Raw genomic sequence first — 22,213 nt, forward strand, 5'->3', positions numbered from 1 at the left:
ACTTTAGTTTATATAAAAAGAAAAGTTTTATTACTTTATGTCTGCCTTGTCAGTTTTATCTAGTTTTAGTTCAGCTTTTACGTCCTTTTGTAAATTTACATTTCTTGTTAATATGTTATTTCCTTGAACGTTGTTGTTAACGCTATTACTCACTTTTCTTATCATTCCATCAGCAGGTAAGGCTGTTGGTAGTTCTTCATCGGAATATCCTTCTCTTCTTAATCCATATCTTTCCATAGCTACTGTTATTACGGCCCACATTGGTATATCAGTTTCCTTAATTTTCTTACCATAAAGTAAAGTCATAATAAGGTTATAGCCAAAGAAGATAGTTGCGAATCCTGCTAACCATCCACCTATCATTATTAACTGATAGTAGGGTTCATAAAATGCTGCCCAAGCCACTTCCCTTCTTATTAATCCGTAGAACCCTCCTATGGCAGAGGCGGATACGAAAAGGCCCATTCCAGCTTGCCATCCCCAGAAGTGAAGCCAAGATAATTTAGTGCTATACCACTCTCTTCCCCATAGATATGGTCCAACAGCATACAATACTCCTAAGAGACCTCCTACAGAATATAGAGCTAGCATAACATGAAAATGGCTAAATATCCACCCGGTATTATGGATTGTAGGATCTATAGCTTGCACTGGGTTAGTCGGCTCCGCTTGTATCCCTCCTATGATGTTCCACACAGCTGAAGCGTAGATAAATGCAAGTGCCGCATCCCACTTTAACTTTCTAGGGTCTCCTAACGTTATGAAGAACAAAAGCCATAGAGCAGCGAATGGTATTGCTATAAGGGCAGTTGAGGTTTGTGCAAATATGTCCCTTAATATTAATGGCCATGGGTCGTCTCCAAGATGGTGAACGTATACACTGGATCCTAAAACGAAAAGTGTTGGAATTAACCATCTTGCAAACCTATAGCTATAGAGCGGTCTTTTGGCGTAAATTGGTATTACTGCTAAAGACGCTCCAGTTAAAGTATATGGGGCAAAGTATACTAAGGGATGATCTGCAAACCAGAAAAGTCCCTTCCAAACCTCAGCGTTTGGCACTCCAAATATGGTTATTCCTAATCCTCCTATTGGTGAAAGTAATGACCATATAACATCAATGAACACAGAGATGTTCGCTAACGCCATCATTATCATATCCATAACTATGAACCCTATTGCGGTTGGAACTAGCTTTCCCTTGATTCTTCCGTTAAATGAAGTACCCAAAACAGACGCCATTTCCATCCATTCACCAATAACCATAGCGGCGTATCCTATGAACCAAGTAGGAGATGCCTTCAATGGATTAAGGAATGTAAACATGTATTGATTCTGTACTCCTCCAAAATTCATCATGAACAGACCAATTGTTGCAATCCATAGTCCGGCATTAGCGATTTTAGGCCATTTTATAAGCCTGCTTCCATTCATAGCCGGTATTACGTAAAAAGACACTGCAAACACTATTGAAAAAACCGCTCCGAAAATCATATCCATAACATGATTAGTCATTGCTTGGAAGTAATATTCAGGAGTTACAACTACTGGAACTCCCGTAGAGGACAAACCTGCTTGGCTTCTTAGAATAAGGGCAAAAGCGCCTCCTACGAATAACCAAACTACAGCGACTATGATGTTTTTTATTGTCAACATTTTATACTCCTCGCTATACAGCACCTTCATTAGGATGTTTCTCTTCTGTTCCCTGGCCTTTACTTCTTCATACTGAGCTGCCCACTCCGATAATTTTTCTCTTTCAGTCCTTCTTACCTCTTCACGGCTAGCCATAACTCTCTTAAATTAATGAGACTTACATTAGTTAAAAAACTTTACCATTTAATCATCATATTAATTTAGTTAGTAAAATAGATATTATTTTAAAAAAAGTAATTAATAAGACGAACTATTAAGCACTACATTAATATCCATTCCATTACTTAGGGATATTATATAGTTACCAGGTGATAAATTTGGTGTTGGAATTAGAACTGTCTCAAACCCCATGAATATATTATAAGTTCTCTCGTAGGCAGATACGACAGTACCATTTGGTTCTGGCACCTCTACAAGAATATAGTATTCAGGATTTGATTCTGAAAAAGTTGAATTAAATATTCCATTTACTGTTAGCTTCTGCGTACATAGGTTATTTATACTAAATATAATTCCATAGATCCTCTCAGACTTTATATTTCCAGAACTTGGAGAGTATATTAATATATTGAATTCACCTGATTTAAATGTGGAAAAGGATACAGATTGAGTTTTTACATACGAAAAGAATAATTGCTTATCGAACAAACTAACTGTGAATAATATGGCAAGTAAAACGATTACTGTTAAAAAAATTGCCTTGACTTTTTTATTCACGTTTGAATATCCCTCCTATCATAATTAAGGCAAGTCCTATTATAGCAAGGAATTCGCCAGCGTAGTCGATACCTCCAGGGACATAACTAAACGCATAAGGCACAGGCTTCAGTAGGCTCATAGAGTACATAACCTCTATAATTATTGCGATAGCTACTATAATGGCTCCAACAAGAATAGGACCCCACATCTTTAGATTCATTTTGGTCATTTTGAAGTTTGTGCTATAATATATATACTTTTTTCTTCTTAACTTCGTAAGTTTATTACAGAAATGGTAAATCATTAATGAGTTGTGTTGTTCGTCATAGAAAATAGCTTATTTTTAAAAAAGTAAAATATTTGTATACTTTATATGGAATTAGTAAGCGGTAATTACTTCCATGGAAATAATCAGCACTTAACTAAATAGCAATAATATTCGTTGTTATGTAGTATAGTGTAACGTTAATTTACTAAATTAATTACTTAGATTCTTGTTCTATCATTAACGGGGTTAACCGCATCCCATATATTATTATTAGATAGAAATCAAGTTACTTAAAAAAGGAGAAATTCCACATTATATAATTTAGAAATGCGTTTCCCCTATATTTAAACTTTTCTCTGTACGTGTTTCGTTGAAATAAGATTTTCATCATATATTCTAAGGTAAAGTTTCTCCTCCTACTACAACTGACCCATATACTCAGTTAAGATGGTTTTTCCTCTATCTAGAAAGAGGATAATAAGGATCAGTTAAAGGACTTTGTGGGTTAAAATTCAGGGATAAGAGACACTGGATTTTTTTATGGTTTTCTCTTTGTTTAATTATTCGATTTAAATATTTACAAGACGAAGTTTAATAATATTAATGGAATTCGTTCTCAAATTCTCTATATATAACATCTTTGTTAAGCTTTAGCAATAAATTATCCATGAAAGGACGACAATAGTAAGTGCGGGATATATAAGCCAGTAGCGTAGATGCTGATCATTTCGTCTTTCTATGACCCTCTTATCAACTAGGTTAAGGTGACTGCTATCAGAAGTTCTTTCAACTCTACAGTGATTGACATACTTCATTACTCTTGGGTTAAACAGCAGATGTTTCCGTGAGAAGTCCCTCTATCTTCCACTTTCCTCTGTTGGCCACTTTTATCAGTCAAACCACTGCTAGAACATTGATCTTAGGGTCTATTCTTCCTCAAACTATAATCTGGTGTTTGTTCTAATCAGGTATGTTAATATTTAGAAACAGTCTCTTCTTCCTAACTTAAGTAGATCAGGTGGAAGAGGACGTTTACATACGCTATAAGTAGTATAAGGGAGTTAGATACTCATATCTCCTCTCCTTTTTTTCTTAACCTGGTCAAGGAGAATCCCAAATAAGGATTAGTTACGCTTCTCGTCTCTCTTTTTAATACCTCTTCACTACTTAGCGTAAGATAATTCATAACCATATATTTTACTGCTTAGTTCACTTATTCTGCAAAGTATGTGAAAGGTCTCGTGCTGTTTTCCAAAATATTTTTCAATAAATAACAATAATTATCAATTTTATTTGAGTTTACTTTTGATGGAAACATAAGATTTAAAAACCATCTAATCGAAAATCTCTTGGAGAAAAATGAAGAGATCAACTGTAATAGCTCTGTTTCTGGTTTTAGTTGTGGTAGCTGTAATATCCCTAGAGGTGCAATATGATTCATACGATTATGTAGGATACAATCCAACTAACAATGCAGGAGTAGGCGTTGTTCATGCTTCGTTTGCCAATGCACTAGGAGCATATAAAGGTCCCTATGTAGTTATCTACGTTACTGGACAACAGTGGCATTGGGACTTTTATCCTCATGACAGGACTTATACTAACTTAACAGTAGTACCAGTTGACGAGCCAGTAGTATTTGTAGTGCATAGCGTTGACGTTTTCCATGAGTTTTTTGTACAGAGCGCTACTTCCAATTTCAGTTTATTTAATTATGGAGCTGAGGCTGTTCCGGGCTACTACTCTTACATTGTCCTAGTATTTCCAAAGCCTGGGATATATCATGTGGCTTGTGCAGAGTACTGCGGAACTGCTACTACAGGATTAGGACATTCTTGGCTAGTTGGTACAATAGTTGCGACGACTAACGCTACATATGCTTCTGAGATAACTGGTGGAGTAATGCCAGAAGGTACATGGGCTCCCAACTCAGTAAGCGGACAGGGAGTTGGAGGGTATTGAGGTGAGGAAAAATGGCAAGTAATAAAACTCCAAAAACTTTCCTTTATCTAGGTACAGTGTTAATTATATTAGGTATCATATTATTAGTAGGTGGAACAAGGACTATCACTTATCATCAAGAAATCTTTACTGTCAATGGTATGAACCTAGCTTCTCCTCAAACTACTCCGAACTACTTTATCAATTTTATAGGTTTAGCAATTTTTCTCTTCGGTATTGGAGGTCTTGTATCACATTTTGAGTTAGCTAAAAGAGGAGGTGTAAAAGGATGAACGGTTATGCAAAACTTCTAGTTATAGGTTTAGTTGTGTTTTTAGTTATTGTAGGAATAGGATATGGATTAGATCAAGTACTTAATGCTGCAGAAGTCTCATCGAGCACAGTTACTGCATATTATGTACCCAATGCACAATTAAATGAAGGAGACCCTGGTAGTGAAATGTTTTGGCAAAGTATACCTTGGAGTACAGTGCCTCTGGTCCCCACAGTTCCTGTACCTAATGGAATCTCAGGACATACAACAACGGTTTACGTAAAGGCAGCTTGGACATATGTTGACGGCGTTCCATATATTTTTATTCTAATGAAAGCACCAGTTGTTGGATATGAGTCATGGCAAGCATGTGCTGAAAGAATACCATCTGGACAGATTTGGCAACCATTTTCAAATGCTGGACCAGTAGGCTGGTGGGACGTTAATGTTTCATTTAGCTATTCTAATCAGTCTGTTGTCAATGTAACGTACTTAAGGCCTGATCAAGTGATTCAGTATCCTCCAGGTCAAGCAATGGCCAATCCTGTTCAAATTATTGTATTAAATCAAAGTGGAAAACTAGTAGGTGAAGTCATTGGAGCCACATTACCTAATGGTAACCCGCTTAACAATGGACAACCAGTAATAATTCATAGTTTATCATTAAATTATAATGGCACAATGATTACTTCGCTGTCTCAATTTCTCTCTATGGGTCTTAATGATACCACATGGTCTCAATCAGCATATAATGAATTTTATCCAGAAGATACAGCAGGTTATGTATCTTTATTCTATAACTCTACTTATATGTATCCAGAGAGGTTTGCTATAATGTGGCTTTTAGGTGGAGTTCCAAAGGATTGGACGCAAATTGCATATACACCTCACATGATGCCAGGTACTTCTGGAGCTTTATCAGCTGGTGAAGCTGAGATTTGGGTGTTAAATAATAACCCAAGAGCGAATAATACAGCCGACTTTGGATACCCAGGGCCGACCCTTTTCAGTAGGACAACGGCACCACCTTATTACCATTATCCTCAGTATAAGGATCCACTTAATCTAGGGTATCTGAAGAATCAAGGGATAATTGCTGATTTATATAGTAATGGTTCTTCGATATACTATATCGGTGGTCCTCCTTATCAGGGCTTTCCATATATAAATTCTAAATATATATCGACATGGCAATTCCAACAGTTTGAAGAAGGAACAAACACTACTCCAATAAATGTTACGGCTTTGTGGAATCCGTCAGTTGTTGCTACAGGCTTTAAGTTCTATAATACTCCTACAGGACCATGGATGAAGGCAGTATTTGCTAGAACTTTTACTACTTTTGGAGTTTCTGGAGGACAAGGAGAATCTCATTATCAAATACAATTAAAACCTGGAAATAGCTACTGGGTGGCCTTTGCTGTATTTCAGGGGGGATCTGGTGAATCAGTAGATTTCAAGTCTATATCGTTCTGGTGGAGAATATATATACAACCACCTTCTGGGAGCACTTCTGCCTTACTTCCTCTTTTCATTATAGGCAACTCGATAGCAGCTCCAGCTATAGCAATAAGTTTATTCGTTAAGGGTTATTCGATGGAGAACTTAAGGTCATTCCTAATTATACCAAAGAATATAATTAAAGTAATAACTAGAACTAGACAGTTAAAGGGTAATCATTTATGAGCTTTGTGATCAATCTTAGAAGATATCAAAAATTTTTTTATTATCCATATATTTTTTTATTATTTATTGAACTCTTTTTTAATAGAGAATTTCTAGTTGGAGTACTTCCTCTAGGTATGGCTGGCTTATCCCTTTCCGTAACTAGGACGTTTTATTTCCTCTACCTTATTGGCGGAGAAGCCTATGGTTTCGTATTTTTTCTTCAGTTTGCAGTTCTTATTTTGGCAATAGTATCCAGTACGCTGACTAAAATTCCTAAAGCCCTTTTATTAAGCATACTTTACTTGACAGCATTTTTTGATATAATTCATGTCTACTTTGGAATTAACAATACGTCCTTTAACTTACCTATAGGTGCGTCTTTAGCCTATGTGCTGTTAATAATAGCAACGTCCATTCTAATAATCAGAGATATTAACAAAAAACTTCTATATGTAATGATAATACCCGATATTCTCGCGTTTTCATTTTTAATTGGTTCTTGGCTTGTTGAAATGACTGGTGTATCTGAGTTTGGAGGTATAACTTCTCTCTCTGCTAGACTTATGCCCTATTCATTGCTATCTGTGGGAGCAGTATTTGTAGCAGTTGTTGCAAGGAAAATAAATCGACTTTTCTTAGTAATTCCTCTAATTATCTCAGTTCCTTTAGCTATACTGGCTTGGTTTAATGTGGTCCCAGGCCTGGCTACAATGTTAGGCTATACCTTCCCTTATATTCTAGGAATACTCGGAGTTACTGATTGGTTCCCTCCGATATTTTTCGTTATAGCCTCCTTTGTCTTCTTTACATCATTAGGTTTGCTGAAGATTGATAAATCCCTCTCACTGCCAGTGCTAGGTCTATTAGGGGGAGCGTTAGTTTTCGACACGATCTCCTCAACCACCTACATGTTAATGCCCTTAATAGCAGTTGTATTAGGTTCGCTGAGCAAATAAAGTAAAGTTTATAAGTCTTTTTTTATATAAAATATTCGAGTTAAAATGGCTGAAATAAAGTTTGCTAGAAGAGTTTTAGGTGCAGTTGTTGCTGCTATAGGAGTAGCAACCTGGGTTGCAGATATTTTTCTAATTCAAACTATGCCGTATACAGAGTATGCAAATGACTCCTTAGTCGCAATGGTTCCTCTAGCAGGGGCTGTACTAGTTGCTGGAGGTACTCTGTTGGGGTTATGGAGTTGAGATCAGAGGATAGGTACTTGATTCTGGGATTAGTGTTGATAGCATCGTCAGTGAATCCTTTTTCTCAATATTTATACGGGACTCTAGAGTTAGCTAAGTTTTCCTTTGATATGTTGCTAGTCTGGGGTTCAGGACTATTGGGAATATGGTTATATAAATTACTATATAACAAAGGGGGAAAAGTGACCAGTGCTGTTCTTTCCTTTAACTATTCAACCAAAGGCATATTATTTGTCTGGATAATCGCTGGATCAATAGTTACCTACTGGTATATTCCCGGTCCCTTTGATTATAGTGTTATTAATATGGTTGGCAGGTCTCTTCAGATAATTTCGTTTATTGTCGCAGGTATTATTGCAGGTCTGGGGTGGGAAGCTATGAGCAACGCGTGGAGAAGTATAACTTTATTTTCAATGTTTAGTATGATGGCTGCAGTAGCTGAAATATTCCTCGAGATGGCTAGCTATTACTCTACTAATTATTACCCTGCTTACTCATCTATTCAGCTTGTTTACACCTCATATGCGTTATTCGCAATGGCTGCAGTCCCTTCAACCTACTATATGGTAAAGATTCTTAAGGACCTTGATTTATTCTGAAATATTTTAAATAAAATTAAAATTGTCTTTTTTTCCTTAGTAAACCTTTTATACTTTCTTCATTAACATTTATAATGAGGTATAGCATATGGCTATATTCGAATCGCAGGCTATGCTATGGGAAATAGGCTTTTTGTTGATGGCTTTAATATATCCTATATGGTTTATATTGCTAATTGTAAAAGCCGATAAGGATAAACAAGTCGAGTTCAACGATCTCTTAAGGCAAGAAGCGGACCAAGGGGTATAAGATGGATCCCCTTGATTTTTTTAGATTTTTAAAATATAAAATACTTTTTGGTTTAGTTTTTATTTTGTATTTTCTTTTCTTCCAGTTTGTCGCAAGGTTATTAATAGCCGATAATGTGAGATTCCCTCACGGTGTTTATTTTCTTATATCAACTTCTCCTCCGGTTTCTCCTCAATATATGCCATTTCCTTTATGGGGGCCTTTCTTTTCCATTAACACTCCGGTTTTTTCGTGGGCTATGACTCCTCTTTCCTTGGGAATCTCCTTACTTTTATCTTTTCTTGTTGCGTTTAACATAACCCTTTACGTTATTTATTATAATACGATGAAAATAAAGGCCTCTCAAAAATTACTCTCAAGTTTAGGTCTAATAGCTACCTCTCTTTCATGTTCGTGTGAGCTATTCACTGCACTCATCGGTTCAGCAGCTGCGAACTTACCCTTTATTCTTTCCTTGACTTTTATGGAAAGACTATTTGAAGGCTTAGTCGTTTTAGCAGCTGGCCTCTTAATACTATCGAGTTATGTCCTTTACTCTGAAATAATAGGTAAAAACGTAGTTAGAGGTTTAGGAAGAGGAAAGTGGACATATATGATAGGAATTTCCTCTATCTTTGCCTCAGTAATTATCCCTGGAACGCCTGCGTTCTCTTTTATAAAGGTTGTTTTAGCAATGCTAGCTGGAAGCGCTTTTGCCTCGATTTACGGGAGGAAGTGGAAGATTGGGATTTTTATTTCTATATCTCTGGTTATTTCCATATTTTCTATTTTCGGATATATTTATTCTATTCCAGAAATTCTAATTCCCTTGTCCTTCATATCAGGTCTAGTTGGGTTTATGGGATTTTCAACGCTAAAGGGATGGTCAAGGCTAGGTATTCTGCATATTACCGCTTGGTCACTTATCATGCCTGGACCGATCTCCTTACTTATAGGAAGGCCAATTCCATTCTTTAACTTCTCGTCCGATCAATTGATCGATCTATGGATAACAACTTGGATAGTCGGAACTCCACTTGCATGGTATGCCGGCGTTTATTATCTACAATACCTCAGAAATACAATGGCTAGAAGTGATGTTAAGATAGAATTTCCAAAGATAAATAGTAAGGATCTAGGCTTACAGTGGATTTCTCTTGGTGCAATTATATTAGCGGCCCAAACTCTTTATTTCTTAACTCACATTCCATATTATGTTGATTATAACGGGTACGATCTAAACTTCTTAATTGTTACTACAACAGCATCCACTTTAGTAATGGTTATTGGTTCAATATCGTTAGGTTATGGTATATCTAGGCTGATAAAACAAGTATTTGATCTCCCAAGACCAAAGCACTGGTTAAGATGGTCCTCAATATTCGCTGTTGTGTTTGCATTATTATCAGGGGTTATTCATTTAGGCGTATCTGGGTATCCATATCCTCCAATATTAATTGGTGGTTTTGGTATCCCTATGTTTGAACCGTCTCTTACAATATATATTCCCCATATTATTGGCATGTTTATCTATCCTTTGCAACTCCTTCAGTTGATTTCATCGTCTATGATAGTTGGTTCAATAGCTTCGTATTCATTTGATCTAAATGCTATTTCTAGAAAAGGATTGATTTCATCAGTTATAGGTTCTGTAGCTGTATGTCCCATGTGCACTATATCCTCATTTTCAACATATTCCTTAGGAGTAGTCGGTGCGGCTCTTGCTGGAACATACTTTATTAATTTTGTGAATAGTCTAGAGGGACAATTGCTTCTATCGTTCTCTTCACAAATCATTTTACTTGTCCTATTGATTTTCACTGGAAGAAAAACTAGGGTTAAATTAAAACCCCAGAAAACTCTGAGAATTTCTGACACATCTTAACGAATTCAGTGTAAAAGTCTTTTATGAAAAAGTTATTTTCCTTTAGAGAACCAATTAAAGTAAGGGATAAAGGAATATGGAGTCTTTGTTCTTTGTGAGGGTTTATAGCGGTAAAACAAGATCTGACATTGCATTAGTTGATAGTAACCTCTTTTCCTCGCTTTCTCTATTGCCAGGTGATGTTATTATTGCTATAGGTAGTATACCAATTCCCTTCTACGTCCAAGAAAACAAGGAGAGTAGAGGAGGAATAGTAATAAACGAATCTAGGCTGAAAGCGCTAGGGATAAAGGAGGGTGAAAAAATACCAATAAAAAAGTCAACCCCTGTCTCCTTAAAAGAAGTTACACTTGCTCCAGTCACTCAAAAAAACTTTGATTCGAGAAGATTAAATCTAGAACTTAGAGGAAAAATGATAGCTAGAGGCATCTCTTTAGATACAAAGATTGGAGAGTTCATAGTTGTATCTTTGAGCCCACAAACAGAGGCTGGCTATGTTACTTCCGAAACTGTAATAACAGTTGCTCCAGAAGCTGTTAAGTTGACCAAGACAAACATACCTTATATTACCTTAGATCAAGTTGGAGGTTTGTCAGACCAGATCAAAACATTGATGGATATTGTCGAAATGTCCTTGGTTAAACCGGAGATAACAAGAGCTTTAGGGCTTAGACCTCCTAAGGGCGTTCTACTTTACGGCCCTCCAGGGACTGGAAAGACATTGATCGCTAAAGCTTTAGCTAATAGTATCATGGCTAACTTCTTTTACATAAGTGGGCCAGAAATAGGTTCCAGATATTACGGAGAAAGTGAAAAGAGATTGAGAGATATTATTGAGCAAGCAGAAAAGAACTCACCATCTATTGTATTTATAGATGAAATTGACGCGATAGCTCCCAACAGAGATGTAACTTCATCAGAGGCGGATAGGAGAGTCGTAGCTCAACTCCTAACTCTTATGGACGGGGTCTCATCTGGCTCCGGTATACTTATAATAGGGGCTACTAACAGGCAAAACGCTATAGATCCTGCTCTAAGGAGACCAGGTAGATTTGATAGAGAGATTGAGATTCCTGTTCCTGATAGAACAGGTAGGTACGATATATTAAAGATCCACACTAAAAGAGTCCCGTTAGATTCATCTGTGGACCTTGATGCCATTGCAGATCTTACTATGGGCTTTGTTGGAGCAGACTTAGAGGCGTTGGTAAGAGAGGCTGTTATGAGGGCATATCATAGATGTAATGGCTCGCTTGAGTGTATGAAAATAACACAAGATGATTTTATAGAATCCTTAAAGGTTGTAGAGCCCTCTGCATTGAGAGAGTTTAGAGTTGAAATACCTTCAATTACTTGGGAAGATGTTGTTGGACTTGACGAAGTTAAACTTGAGTTAAAGGAGGCAGTAGAATGGCCATTAACTAAAAGAGATCTTTATGAGCAAATGTCTGCAGAGATTCCGACAGGAGTCCTCATGTATGGTCCTCCTGGGACCGGTAAAACAATGCTGGCCAGAGCAGTTGCGCGGGAGAGTAAATCTAATTTCATTGCAGTAAATGGACCTGAACTCATGAGCATGTGGGTTGGTGAAACAGAAAGGGCAATAAGGGAAATATTTAAGAGAGCTAGACAGGCTGCTCCAACAATAGTCTTCTTTGACGAGATAGATGCAATTACCGTAGCAAGAGGAGCAGATCCAAATAGAACAACAGATAGAGTCGTAAGTCAGTTACTGACTGAAATGGATGGAGTGAGCAAAAGGAAAGAAAGAGTTGTAGTAATAGCTGCGACCAATAGACCAGATATTATAGATCCTGCTCTACTTAGGCCAGGTAGGTTGGAGAAGTTAATTTATGTCCCTCCTCCGGACTTCTCTGGTAGGATTGCCCTATTTTCTAGGTTCTTGAATAAAACTCTACATGAAAAAGTAGATATTCAGCAATTAGCCAGATTAACAGAAAACTACACACCAGCAGAGATTAAGGGAGTCGTAAATAAGGCAATACTGTTAGCAATAAGGAGATCTGTTCAGACTGATTCGAAACCACTCTTAACAATGGAGGATCTCATGGAAGCACTTAAGTCCATAAGACCAATAGTAACTTCCACTATGGTTGACTACTATGTAAGATTTAATGAGAGGGCCAGAAGGGGAATGAATTACGCTTAACTACTTTGTAGTTTTTGGTTCTATGGTTTATTCATTAGTTGCATCCGGTATGATTACCCTAGTTATGTTAGGGGTTGCAGAAAACGAAGTAATTGAGTCCCTAAATATAGATACTACTGTAATTCCCAGATGGGAACTTAGAGTTCTCTTCTTAATCTCCTCTTTTTTAATTATATGCGGCATTCTAGAATCACTTCTTGTAACGTTTTCCGGAATACTTTTATCCTTTGAATCTATACCATATATAACAGTTTTATTAAGCGGGAGGTTGAGAAGGTAATGCCAAGTACAGGTGGGAGTATTATAGTTCATATAGGAATAATAGGTATATTATTTGCTGCACTTATCTACTTTGATCAGTATGAGAAGAATCCAGGTCTATATTATACTTTCTATGCATTATCAGTTGCACTAACAGCTACACTACTTTATTTCCTTATAATAAAACCTGCAATAAAATATTTTAATTTTTAATATTTTAAGTGTTGACTTGTTGGAAAACTCTGTGGGTTGGTCTACCTTCGATTATTGTTTTTCCATAATCTACTGTAGACTTGTAAGCGTAGGAGGAGATGAACTTCTTAAACGTGTCTAGATCTTCCCACTCGCTATAAATCAAGTACTCTCTAGGTTCCTTTACGTTTTTATAAAGTGTAGCGTTCTTAAAGCCAGCATATTCTTTCCTTAGGTAATCTACTACTTTGTCAAACGTCTCTTCAAACTCCTTCTCGTGACCTTCTTTCACCTTATAGTAAAATCCTACGTTTATCATGTTTCTCTATTACTTTTACTTTTATCTGGATATAAAGTTTATGATAGATTAAATATATTATTAAGTAGATAGGGAATAATATGATACCTTTAAGATAGTAAATAACAAAAATGAACTAATTTATGTTAACACTTTTTACCTTAATGGGGTTAAGAGACTGAAGGTTTAGAAGAACCTTATATAATTCCTTTTAATAATTCCTTTTATAAATTAAAGTAAAGATTTTTAACTAGTAGACCCGATAAAATATTATGGATAATTCATATTTGTTGTTTTTAGGAATTGCTTCCTCAATGCTGGCGGTAATGCTATATGTTGTATATGAAGTTGAGAAGTGGAAATCAGTAAAAAGGGTATCTATAGCGCTTTATATCCTAGGAATGATGTTTACAATGAATTTAGGCGCTTACCTATATGTTGCCTATCATCAAAGCTTCTATTTCCTTGCAATAAATGGCGCCTACATGTTCTTTGGTCTACTTGCCGTTTTAAACTCTAATGAAATAAAGAAGCAGATTGTATTTCCGATCTTTACATCTTTAATGGTTGCTTCGGAATATTTTATGGGTGCACTATTTTACTCTTTGGCTACAGGTGCACCAGCCTCCTTTACAGATTCAATTGACAATCCATGGTTTGTAGGAGTTATGATATCTGAAATGGTTTTTGCATTATCCATATCTAAACTTAACGGATCTCTCAAAAGATTCTTGATTTCTCTTCTTCTCCTCATGCCATGGTTTCCTCGAGTTTTCCCTATAAACGTGGTTTTTTGGGCATCCTCTGCAATTATGATAGGAGCAACTGTTTTAATTTATGAGACCTTATACGCTCAAAGGCTTAAGGCTTCTCAAGATACTTATACGGCATTAGAATTGATGGTTATTTTTGCCTTAATGATGACTGGTGGTTTTGTTTACTTTGTAACTAGGAGCTTCATAATCTATAATATATCAATGATCTTAGGGATGACTTGGTACTTCTACAGGATCGTAGCTGGATCTAATCCTAAGAAGGGAAATTATATTAAGGATCCTAAATTATCTTTTTCCATTATTTTTACAACGTTTATCATGGAATTCTTTATGGGTAGTGTACTTGACTTCGTTATGGGTACTTTTTCGCCAGGAATCTCTGGCTTTATTTCCTCATTAAGTCTTCCTTGGTTAACGCCAAGCTCTTTCATATCGGTCCTATGGGACGGTATTGACATCGTAGGATCTGTATTAGGATCTGTGTGGTTTCTGATAATGATGGGAGTTGAGATGGGATTTCTAGCATTTAAAAAGATGACAGAGATGCACGTTAGAGAGAATAAAGTGAGAATGGGATTAATGATCTCAGCATATGCTCTATACACGATTTATCTTTCATCTTTTAGTCCAATTTCGCCTATTGCTCAATACGTTCCAGGAATGTGGTCGATGGGAATAGGAACTTTAGCTCCAATAAGCGGAGCTGTATTGATCGGATTAATAGGAACTTACGTGATATTTGGTGGTCTGTCCTTCTTATTCGGATCTAGAAACCTATGTGCGGTTTCATGTACTGCCCCTTTAATGTATCAAGGAACATTCTACGATTCATTGAAGGTTTACAATAGAACATCTAGGTTTGGCAGAAAAACTCTTACTTCGAAACTTTCAGGTTGGTTTAAGTTTGTAGTTTTGGGGGTGTCTGTATTTGTTTTGATCTCTGCGATAATATCTTACTTGCACAGCGCCGGAATTGTAGCGCTTACTGTATATGGTGTTGATATTACTTTGTTGATATACTTCATATGGTTTGATATACTTTGGTACGTTCTCTTTGTTTCAATACCTTTTATGGGAACGTTTGCATGTGTAACATCCGGTTACTGCTACTGGGGGACGTTTAATCAGGCTGTTTCTAGCGTAGGACTATTCAGGCTAAAAATTAGAGACCCAAACCAATGCATTACTTGTAAAACTGTTGATTGTGCAAACGCTTGTCCAGTTGGTTTAACCGATATGAGGGCCTCCTTTATTAAGAAGGGTGAATTTAAGTCGTTCAAGTGTGTTGGATTAGGAGAATGTGTGGACGCTTGTCCTTATAACAATATCTTCTTCTATGATGTAAGACACTGGCTAAAGGAAAAATTTATTGGCAAAAAAAGAAATAATAATTTATCTTGAACCTTTTTTATCTATTAAGTTTCTTCGCTATCGTTACCTAGTTGTTTTACCGTTATCAATGGCTCATTTTCTACAACTCTATGATGTGCATGGCTAGACACTAAGTAGCTTATGATTATTACCACAGTATATGTACCTTTAGTTAGGTTCACATGGACATCGTCTCTTCCATGTAGTAGCAGAATCACTGTTTGATTTCCTAACTTGATTGTAACATTAAATTGGGAAAAGGCTCCCTTTAATGTATCCTTATCTAGCTTGAATGCATAAGTCCCATTAGTAGGTATTGTGAGAGTAGCATTTTCTGTCACTGTTCCTGCGTGTCCACTCGTTAAATTGCCTAAATTAAAATTAGCAGGAATTATTAGAAGAGATTGAGATTGATTTACATTATAGCTAATTAACGCTAGGTTGCCTGATACCTGATCTGCTAGTACTATACCTCCAGCTACCATTACTAGTAGCATTCCTAATAAGAGTATTTTCCTTGTCGTTTTTTCTCACCTAAGAAAAACATTGACGTTAATCTATAAAAGGAACAGGTTCCGGAACACATTTGGAATAAGAAAAATACAATTTTATTCATGATTTCTCTTTTTCTTTTCGTTAAGTATGTACTTCACTTTACCTTCTTCTCTAGCCTCTATCACGTAACCCAGCTTTACCAGTTTTTTTACTCTTCTATAGGCAGTAGATTTAGGAAGCTTAGTAATCTTAATAACTTCCTGTAACGTTGACGCACCGTTCTTTATCGCATCCAGGACCGCTAAATCTCTTTCGTTTAACTCCTCTTCCTTTAAGTCTATTTCCTCTTCCTTCTTCTCTTTTGATTTTGTTTTAATCAAGGAAAAGATGGCGTAACCAAGTATAGTATCGTTAGCTACAAACAGTATACCTATTAATGGTAAATCGTAAGTTTCTTTGTGAACGTTGGATGGTGTAAACAAAATTTCGACCCCTCCAGAGTAAAAAGTGACGTTATACAGATTTCCAGAAAGTTCAAAGGAAGTAGGCTCTGGACTAATATATGAAAGCGTAAAAGTAGATGGCAGTAAAACGGAAATACTTGAGTTAAATGGCTCATTTATTTCAATGACACCTTCTGGAAATGATGCTCTATAGCTAACTGTTATAATTTTAGATGAATTATTAAAATAAAGAGTGCTTGAATTTAATATAAATGATGTACCTTTAACAATTATTCTCGATATATTATCTCCTATTATGTTAAATTTAGATATACCATATAATTTTGCATATACCGTACCATTATAGTATACAGTAATTGTTGAATCCTGGCTAGAAATAGAAAAAGAAGGGGTGAAATGTACTAGAAATATAAATATAATTAGCGCAAAAGCCATTTTTCTAAAAATGGAAAGACACAGTTTCACAGTTTCACTGTTCATCTGGAACTAAGTCTTTTATTTGAAACAGCCGAATAAAAGAATAATGATTAAACAATCTGTCATGCTTACTCTCATAGTAGTAACTTTACTTGCCAACGTAATTTTAGGTTTTGAACTATATACCGCTATACATAATGGAAACACGATGGCTAGCCCATCAATTGCCCACGTAAAAAATCAGAATTCTTCACAACTATATCACTTTTCCTTTAAAGAGAAATTACATACTCATGTTAAGAAAAAAGGCGAATATGTTATAGGAATTAGACCTAACTCTTCAGTATTCAATGAGGTTTACGTGATTATCTATTTTAATAATGGAAATACAATATCCCTTTCACTCAATCAAACACAAGCAATAGTGAAATTACACGGTGAAGAAAAACTGACCATATTTCTCACAGGTCTTTCATACCAGAATATATCTTCAGCAGAAATGGCACTCAATCTTGTTGGATTCTATTACACTCCACTTAATGATGGTGAGACTGATTAAAAACTGTAATATAAAATTAATTTATATAATTAGTTATACCTTACTAATATTTTGTGCGAAATTGATCCTTGAATATCATTTAAAGTTATTTTTATATTATATATTATAAAGGTATTATTATACAAATTCTTTAGCTCATTCTATTACTATTTAAGGGCAAGTTTACGGGGAATTTCTCTCTCAATTATGTTATAGACCGACATAAAATGATCCCTTGAAGTTTATCCATTTTGACGTTGATCTAGGAGTAAAACATTCAGTTTCTTTGTTTTGTCCTCCTTTCGACGAATCTTGTCCACGTGATTATCAAACTACTTGATATCTTAATCGGGGGCCGTTATTGACAACTTTGATTCCCTGTTTTCCATTTGTATCTTTTAAGGACATAACTTGTTGTATACTTGTAAATTCTACTTCGCAATATCAATCACATTAAGATCACTCGCTTTCAGAAGTAAGAACCTAGGATTAAATCTAGTTCATATTTCTCCATTCACTCATTTACCTTAAATAGGCTCTTTTATTTCAGTATTAAAATATAATAAAATATTATTCCTCATTCTTCACTTGTGACAATTTTTTTATTCGTACCAAGTTATACTTTATATAGTTTTTATGAAAAAACATATATAAACTATGTGCAAGAGAACATATTAGTGAACAAAAATGCCTAAACCATATGTAGCTATAAATATGGCAGATCTTAGAAACGAACCAAAAACCTTCGAAATGTTTGCCTCAGTCGGTCCAAAAGTTTGTATGGTTACTGCTAGACATCCTGGATTTGTAGGATTCCAGAACCATATACAGATTGGAGTTTTACCTTTTGGGACAAGATATGGAGGAGCTAAGATGGACATGACAAAGGAAAGTAGCACTGTAAGAGTATTGCAATATACATTCTGGAAGGACTGGAAGGATCATGAAGAAATGCACAGACAAAACTGGTCCTACCTATTTAGACTTTGCTTCTCATGCGCATCTCAGATGATCTGGGGACCTTGGGAACCACTATATGAGATAACTTATGCTAATATGCCAATAAACACTGAAATGACTGACTTTACCGAAGTTGTAGGAAGAAAGTTTGCTGAAGGAAAACCAATGGAAATACCAGCAATATCTCAACCATATGGAAAAAGAGTCGTTGCATATGCAGAACATACTGTAAAACCTGGAAAGGAAAAACAATTTGAGGACGCCATAATAAAAACTCTGGAAATGTTTAAAAGGGCACCAGGATTTCTAGGAGCGATGGTATTAAAGGAAATTGGAGTTTCAGCAATTGGAAGTTTTCAGTTCGGTTCTAAAGGGTTGCATGAACTTTTAGAAACTCCTGGATCACTAGAACCAGATCCAAATAGCACTATATTTGAACCTCCAGAAGCGAAACCAACACCTCCAAACTACATAGTTCATGTAGAATGGGCTGACCAAGACGCTTTACAGTTCGGTATGGGAAGAGTACTGCTAAGCCCAGAGTACAGGGCCATTCATGACCAAGCTTTAGATACCCTAATATATGGTCCGTACATTAGAATAATTAATCCAATAATGGAAGGAACGTTCTGGAGAGAATATCTCAACGGATAAACCATATGCGAACTACCGACCTTTCGATCTTACTACGCTATTGTTAACCTTTGCCTTGGTTTTTGCCAAGATAAAGGGGGCCGACTCTACATGTACTAAGGACTATCCCACCCCGCACTAGAGATGATATTAAGAGAACCCACAAAACTACAGTCGGCAGTGAAAACGACAGCTCTTATAGACTAAAACTCTCTCTGAAAGACGCATATTCTTTTTTAAAAAAAAAAAACATAATCACAACAAGGACAACTCCTTGAAGTGTACATGGGCTTGACTAATTCGAATTCCTTTTCATACTTTTCCATCTGCTACCTTAGTATCTCTCTCATCTCGTAAAAGCTAAAATCATCTAAATGAAGGTGGAGGAGTCTAGTAGAACTTGAAACTATTTTCTTCACTTATATATCCTCCATGACTAGGTCGTCATAGTTCTTAGCAAGAAACTTCCCTATCTTGAAGTATAAGCCACAACGGAAATTTACAATATTTTTACAAAACTTTAGATATTATAACTTTCGCCTTCTAAAAGTTTTTAGAACCTTTGACCTTCATAGATAGTGACTGTTTAAATCCCTTCAACCTTTCTAGCAGTTTCTCAAACGCTTAGGGTTTTCCACGTAATGTCTATCTAAAGTTGTTAGAAGTCTATATTATTTAAACATCAAACTTCTTTCATTCTTTTCCCTTGGGAAATTTACCTGTTTATCTAGAATCCCTTTAATGCTTCAAATAACGATCATTGATAGCTTGTACTTCTTGAGAATAGAGTTATTGATACTTCTAGTCCTGTTTTCTCAGTTCGAGGACTATCATCTTAACTTGTCTTATTTAGTCCTTTTCGTTCATTTCATAAAAATAGATTGATACCTACCTTAAGCCCGTTGCATATTTAGTATTCTAACTTTAACTACCTTTTTAAGCCTTTAGTCCTGGATGGTTGGCATAGGATCTAAATCTGAAGTACGGTATGCATCAGATCATTAATGAGAAACGAGACTTATTCACCTCTAGAAGGGGCTATTCATTTCCATTTTCGCGGTCTTTTTTCCCACCGTTTGTCCCTAGAGGGCTTTATGTTGTTTACTGTACTTTATCCCTCTAAGAGCTTTTCTCATCTACACGTTAATTAGTAGCATAGCCATCTCCAGTGTGGGATCAAGGAATCTGGATCAACAGCATAGATCCCTACAGACATATCATCCCACTCCTTAGTGCAGTACACGTCATTAGATGGAGTTAGTCATGAAAATTATGTAATTGCCTTAAGAGCCTTTTGTTACCCTAGAATCTGAAATCGCTTTACTGTCCCCTAAAGAGATAAGGCAAATTTTTTTCCTAGGTTTATGAACATTGAAAAGTGAAAAAGAATAAAGTCAAAAAATTAATGGCTTTACTTAACCTGATTATATCTATTCTATTTCTAACTTGGATAACTATAATAACTAAAACAGCGTTTATTCTTCCTCCATTCCTTGCAACAGCAGCTACAAAATATCCTGATCCTGATTGGAGATTACATAGAAGTATAATTATATTAACAAGTTATATTGTAAGCGCCACAATAGGTATAATCTTTTCATTCTTTGGATTGGCTGGTATATTTTTTGCAGTAGTTGGATCAATATTATCTTTCTTGATACAGATATCCTTTGATATAGAACATCCACCATCAATACTTGCGACTTTTCTTGGAGTTTTGGAAAAGGTTAAATTCTTCTTTCTGATTCATCCAATAATATCTGGAGTTATTATTATTGAAACTGTAAATTATTTATTTACAAGGTTCTTAGAGCCCAAATTAACAGATTAATCAAAACTGTTCTAGAAATAGCGTAATAGACTTAACCCTATGTTTTCAGTAATTAATGTATCTCTTCTTTCATTTTCTCGAAACATAAGTCTTCTCGTACTCTATGCAGTATAGCTTCTTTGCTGTCGATAACAGTTTCGCTTAAATTATGACATTTATAAGAATAATTGTCAATTTTCCTACAGGCATAGAGAGGGTTATAACTGAAAACCTCGCTCTTTAGCATTCTCCTAAAAGCAGGAAAAAATTTAGCTATTCAAAGATATCATTTATCCATGGATGAGAAAGAGTTAGTCCTAAAGAGTTTAGATAAAGTAGACAGATGGTATATTATGCTAGCTGGAATAAAGGAAAATAATCTTCTCTTAGTTACGAAGCGAGAAGTTCCCTCTACAGTAGAAGTAGATGGAATTTTCCTTAACGTCATCCACTACGATCCGGATCAGTACCTTGAAGAGGTCTCAAGAAATGAGGAACTATTCAGATCTTACAAGGTTTATTACTTTGTAAAAACATATATGAGAAAATTACTTGACTTACTCTCTTCATTAGAAGTTCAAAGAATGAGCTTAACTTTAGAGGATTTTGAAGAAAAAAATAGACAAAACTTACATTAATTATAGTCTATAACTGAACTTAGTTCTAGACATACCTAAGAATATTACACCAACTAAGATTAGTATAGTTGGAAGATAAAGCCTAGGCTCTGGTGCAAAATAGTTCATAAAAGGAGTGAAAATAGCCAAATAGTATAGAATCACAGAAATAATCACTAATATAGAACCTATAGCTATCCATACCTTATTGTATACATATTCTACAAACAGTTCTTGCCAATCAACTTTTTGATTATCCACTAAAACTGCTAAGTTCTTCATGAAAGCTAGACTCTTATCGGATCCTATCATCGCGAAACCGTTAAGTTTAGAGAATCCTAACTCCTTGGCTTCCTCATTCCCTTTCTCTATATTAAACTTTATTACTTTAGCTATTTCCTCCGAATTGCTTACATCGCTTTCAACTACCCTCCCTTCAGGACTTATTCTGACATGACCTAAATAGCCCTTGGTTTTCATGCTGCAATCACCCCTCTCTCTGCTTCCCTAATTATGGTTGACCAATCAGTATTCCTAGCGTCTACTACAATAAGAATTCCATTTAAGTAAAGTATTCCAGTGTTATCAACTACCATTGCGAATCCTCTTAAAGATCCTAGACCTATTCTCTTTGCCTCGTCGTCCCCTATTCTCATGTTTTCCATGATTATGTTTATCATTTTCTGTTGATCTATTTTTAGATCTTTACCAGTAATTTTTATCATCTTTTCACCGCTAAGCCGATAAACACCAATCAATCCTGGAATATTTTCGTAGGACATTGTTAATCTAT

Annotated in this window: 24 protein-coding genes; 16 read left to right on the top strand and 8 right to left on the bottom strand. The window is 35.8% G+C overall.

What is annotated here, in order from left to right:
* Positions 1-30: 30 nt before the first annotated feature.
* The 3 genes from CM19_RS03450 to CM19_RS03460 form a co-directional block, all read right to left on the bottom strand.
* Entirely contained in the window at positions 31-1,791 is a 1,761-nt protein-coding gene (locus CM19_RS03450; protein ID WP_048099063.1) for a cbb3-type cytochrome c oxidase subunit I, read from the bottom strand.
* Between the two features lie 102 nt (positions 1,792-1,893).
* Positions 1,894-2,373: a hypothetical protein gene (locus CM19_RS03455; protein WP_048099064.1), complete on the bottom strand. Its 480-nt coding sequence runs from the start codon at positions 2,371-2,373 to the stop codon at positions 1,894-1,896.
* Positions 2,366-2,584: a hypothetical protein gene (locus CM19_RS03460; RefSeq protein ID WP_235185610.1), complete on the bottom strand. Its 219-nt coding sequence runs from the start codon at positions 2,582-2,584 to the stop codon at positions 2,366-2,368. The genes CM19_RS03455 and CM19_RS03460 overlap by 8 nt, the downstream gene beginning before the upstream one ends.
* Before the next feature lie 1,398 nt (positions 2,585-3,982).
* Here CM19_RS03460 and CM19_RS03465 point away from each other — a divergent pair.
* From CM19_RS03465 to CM19_RS03510, 11 genes are all read left to right on the top strand, one after another.
* Complete coding sequence (locus CM19_RS03465) at positions 3,983-4,585, top strand: cupredoxin domain-containing protein (RefSeq protein ID WP_048099065.1); 603 nt, start codon at positions 3,983-3,985, stop codon at positions 4,583-4,585.
* 11 nt (positions 4,586-4,596) lie between these two features.
* A complete protein-coding gene (locus CM19_RS03470; RefSeq protein ID WP_048099066.1) occupies positions 4,597-4,857 on the top strand; it encodes a hypothetical protein in 261 nt (86 codons plus the stop codon).
* On the top strand, positions 4,854-6,524 hold the full coding sequence (locus CM19_RS03475; protein WP_048099067.1) for a DOMON domain-containing protein: 1,671 nt from the start codon (positions 4,854-4,856) through the stop codon (positions 6,522-6,524). Before CM19_RS03470 ends, CM19_RS03475 begins: the two co-directional genes overlap by 4 nt.
* Positions 6,521-7,462: a hypothetical protein gene (locus CM19_RS03480; protein WP_048099068.1), complete on the top strand. Its 942-nt coding sequence runs from the start codon at positions 6,521-6,523 to the stop codon at positions 7,460-7,462. The genes CM19_RS03475 and CM19_RS03480 overlap by 4 nt, the downstream gene beginning before the upstream one ends.
* A gap of 45 nt (positions 7,463-7,507) precedes the next feature.
* Positions 7,508-7,705 (top strand): hypothetical protein, encoded by a 198-nt coding sequence (locus CM19_RS03485; protein WP_048099069.1) that lies wholly within the window; start codon positions 7,508-7,510, stop codon positions 7,703-7,705.
* Positions 7,696-8,304 (top strand): DUF1404 family protein, encoded by a 609-nt coding sequence (locus tag CM19_RS03490; RefSeq protein WP_048099070.1) that lies wholly within the window; start codon positions 7,696-7,698, stop codon positions 8,302-8,304. Before CM19_RS03485 ends, CM19_RS03490 begins: the two co-directional genes overlap by 10 nt.
* A gap of 88 nt (positions 8,305-8,392) precedes the next feature.
* The gene (locus tag CM19_RS13045) at positions 8,393-8,554 is read left to right on the top strand and encodes a hypothetical protein (protein WP_160164858.1); all 162 of its coding nucleotides are present in this window, start codon (positions 8,393-8,395) and stop codon (positions 8,552-8,554) included.
* Position 8,555: 1 nt separating this feature from the next.
* A complete protein-coding gene (locus CM19_RS03495) occupies positions 8,556-10,418 on the top strand; it encodes a hypothetical protein (RefSeq protein WP_048099071.1) in 1,863 nt (620 codons plus the stop codon).
* Positions 10,419-10,494: 76 nt separating this feature from the next.
* Entirely contained in the window at positions 10,495-12,588 is a 2,094-nt protein-coding gene (locus CM19_RS03500) for an AAA family ATPase (RefSeq protein WP_048099072.1), read from the top strand.
* Between the two features lie 22 nt (positions 12,589-12,610).
* Positions 12,611-12,868, top strand: a complete 258-nt coding sequence (locus CM19_RS03505) for a hypothetical protein (protein ID WP_048099073.1) — start codon at positions 12,611-12,613, stop codon at positions 12,866-12,868.
* Entirely contained in the window at positions 12,868-13,062 is a 195-nt protein-coding gene (locus CM19_RS03510; protein WP_048099074.1) for a hypothetical protein, read from the top strand. The genes CM19_RS03505 and CM19_RS03510 overlap by 1 nt, the downstream gene beginning before the upstream one ends.
* 4 nt (positions 13,063-13,066) lie before the next feature.
* On the opposite strand, the gene CM19_RS03515 is transcribed toward CM19_RS03510, so the two are convergent.
* A complete protein-coding gene (locus CM19_RS03515) occupies positions 13,067-13,360 on the bottom strand; it encodes an antibiotic biosynthesis monooxygenase family protein (RefSeq protein ID WP_048099075.1) in 294 nt (97 codons plus the stop codon).
* A gap of 251 nt (positions 13,361-13,611) precedes the next feature.
* Between CM19_RS03515 and CM19_RS03520 the strand changes: the two genes are divergently transcribed.
* On the top strand, positions 13,612-15,516 hold the full coding sequence (locus tag CM19_RS03520) for a 4Fe-4S binding protein (protein WP_048099076.1): 1,905 nt from the start codon (positions 13,612-13,614) through the stop codon (positions 15,514-15,516).
* 14 nt (positions 15,517-15,530) lie between these two features.
* Here CM19_RS03520 and CM19_RS03525 read toward each other — a convergent pair whose 3' ends face one another.
* Complete coding sequence (locus CM19_RS03525) at positions 15,531-15,983, bottom strand: hypothetical protein (RefSeq protein WP_048099077.1); 453 nt, start codon at positions 15,981-15,983, stop codon at positions 15,531-15,533.
* Positions 15,984-16,094: 111 nt separating this feature from the next.
* Positions 16,095-16,910 carry a helix-turn-helix transcriptional regulator gene (locus CM19_RS03530; RefSeq protein WP_160164859.1) on the bottom strand — a complete coding sequence of 272 codons (816 nt, stop codon included), beginning with the start codon at positions 16,908-16,910 and terminating at the stop codon, positions 16,095-16,097.
* Between the two features lie 58 nt (positions 16,911-16,968).
* On the opposite strand from CM19_RS03530, the gene CM19_RS03535 reads away from it, so the two are divergent.
* From CM19_RS03535 to CM19_RS03550, 4 genes are all read left to right on the top strand, one after another.
* A complete protein-coding gene (locus CM19_RS03535; protein ID WP_048099079.1) occupies positions 16,969-17,421 on the top strand; it encodes a hypothetical protein in 453 nt (150 codons plus the stop codon).
* Positions 17,422-18,087: 666 nt separating this feature from the next.
* Positions 18,088-19,014, top strand: a complete 927-nt coding sequence (gene sor / locus CM19_RS03540) for a sulfur oxygenase/reductase (RefSeq protein WP_048099080.1) — start codon at positions 18,088-18,090, stop codon at positions 19,012-19,014.
* A gap of 1,357 nt (positions 19,015-20,371) precedes the next feature.
* A complete protein-coding gene (locus tag CM19_RS03545; RefSeq protein ID WP_235185611.1) occupies positions 20,372-20,824 on the top strand; it encodes an HPP family protein in 453 nt (150 codons plus the stop codon).
* A 275-nt stretch (positions 20,825-21,099) separates the two neighbouring features.
* On the top strand, positions 21,100-21,441 hold the full coding sequence (locus CM19_RS03550; protein WP_048099082.1) for a hypothetical protein: 342 nt from the start codon (positions 21,100-21,102) through the stop codon (positions 21,439-21,441).
* Here the strand turns inward: CM19_RS03550 and CM19_RS03555 are convergent, their stop codons facing one another.
* Both CM19_RS03555 and CM19_RS03560 read right to left on the bottom strand, forming a co-directional pair.
* A complete protein-coding gene (locus tag CM19_RS03555; RefSeq protein WP_048099083.1) occupies positions 21,442-21,900 on the bottom strand; it encodes a DUF2173 family protein in 459 nt (152 codons plus the stop codon).
* A complete protein-coding gene (locus tag CM19_RS03560) occupies positions 21,897-22,202 on the bottom strand; it encodes a hypothetical protein (protein WP_048099084.1) in 306 nt (101 codons plus the stop codon). The genes CM19_RS03555 and CM19_RS03560 overlap by 4 nt, the downstream gene beginning before the upstream one ends.
* Between the last annotated feature and the right edge of the window lie 11 nt (positions 22,203-22,213).

Origin of the sequence: Candidatus Acidianus copahuensis (assembly GCF_000632495.1) — an archaeon.
GTDB lineage: Archaea > Thermoproteota > Thermoprotei_A > Sulfolobales > Sulfolobaceae > Acidianus > Acidianus copahuensis.

What these genes read in the sequence shown, in the direction of transcription:
- CM19_RS03470 (WP_048099066.1), top strand. Translation starts at nt 4,597, where the DNA reads ATGGCAAGTAATAAAACTCCAAAAACTTTCCTTTATCTAGGTACAGTG.
- sor (WP_048099080.1), top strand. Translation starts at nt 18,088, where the DNA reads ATGCCTAAACCATATGTAGCTATAAATATGGCAGATCTTAGAAACGAA.
- CM19_RS03500 (WP_048099072.1), top strand. Translation starts at nt 10,495, where the DNA reads ATGGAGTCTTTGTTCTTTGTGAGGGTTTATAGCGGTAAAACAAGATCT.
- CM19_RS03520 (WP_048099076.1), top strand. Translation starts at nt 13,612, where the DNA reads ATGGATAATTCATATTTGTTGTTTTTAGGAATTGCTTCCTCAATGCTG.
- CM19_RS03515 (WP_048099075.1), bottom strand. Translation starts at nt 13,360, where the DNA reads ATGATAAACGTAGGATTTTACTATAAGGTGAAAGAAGGTCACGAGAAG.
- CM19_RS03510 (WP_048099074.1), top strand. Translation starts at nt 12,868, where the DNA reads ATGCCAAGTACAGGTGGGAGTATTATAGTTCATATAGGAATAATAGGT.
- CM19_RS03450 (WP_048099063.1), bottom strand. Translation starts at nt 1,791, where the DNA reads ATGGCTAGCCGTGAAGAGGTAAGAAGGACTGAAAGAGAAAAATTATCG.
- CM19_RS03490 (WP_048099070.1), top strand. Translation starts at nt 7,696, where the DNA reads ATGGAGTTGAGATCAGAGGATAGGTACTTGATTCTGGGATTAGTGTTG.
- CM19_RS03550 (WP_048099082.1), top strand. Translation starts at nt 21,100, where the DNA reads ATGGATGAGAAAGAGTTAGTCCTAAAGAGTTTAGATAAAGTAGACAGA.
- CM19_RS03555 (WP_048099083.1), bottom strand. Translation starts at nt 21,900, where the DNA reads ATGAAAACCAAGGGCTATTTAGGTCATGTCAGAATAAGTCCTGAAGGG.
- CM19_RS03465 (WP_048099065.1), top strand. Translation starts at nt 3,983, where the DNA reads ATGAAGAGATCAACTGTAATAGCTCTGTTTCTGGTTTTAGTTGTGGTA.
- CM19_RS03460 (WP_235185610.1), bottom strand. Translation starts at nt 2,584, where the DNA reads ATGACCAAAATGAATCTAAAGATGTGGGGTCCTATTCTTGTTGGAGCC.
- CM19_RS03535 (WP_048099079.1), top strand. Translation starts at nt 16,969, where the DNA reads ATGATTAAACAATCTGTCATGCTTACTCTCATAGTAGTAACTTTACTT.
- CM19_RS03505 (WP_048099073.1), top strand. Translation starts at nt 12,611, where the DNA reads ATGGTTTATTCATTAGTTGCATCCGGTATGATTACCCTAGTTATGTTA.
- CM19_RS03480 (WP_048099068.1), top strand. Translation starts at nt 6,521, where the DNA reads ATGAGCTTTGTGATCAATCTTAGAAGATATCAAAAATTTTTTTATTAT.
- CM19_RS03475 (WP_048099067.1), top strand. Translation starts at nt 4,854, where the DNA reads ATGAACGGTTATGCAAAACTTCTAGTTATAGGTTTAGTTGTGTTTTTA.
- CM19_RS03495 (WP_048099071.1), top strand. Translation starts at nt 8,556, where the DNA reads ATGGATCCCCTTGATTTTTTTAGATTTTTAAAATATAAAATACTTTTT.
- CM19_RS03525 (WP_048099077.1), bottom strand. Translation starts at nt 15,983, where the DNA reads ATGCTACTAGTAATGGTAGCTGGAGGTATAGTACTAGCAGATCAGGTA.
- CM19_RS13045 (WP_160164858.1), top strand. Translation starts at nt 8,393, where the DNA reads ATGGCTATATTCGAATCGCAGGCTATGCTATGGGAAATAGGCTTTTTG.
- CM19_RS03485 (WP_048099069.1), top strand. Translation starts at nt 7,508, where the DNA reads ATGGCTGAAATAAAGTTTGCTAGAAGAGTTTTAGGTGCAGTTGTTGCT.
- CM19_RS03560 (WP_048099084.1), bottom strand. Translation starts at nt 22,202, where the DNA reads ATGTCCTACGAAAATATTCCAGGATTGATTGGTGTTTATCGGCTTAGC.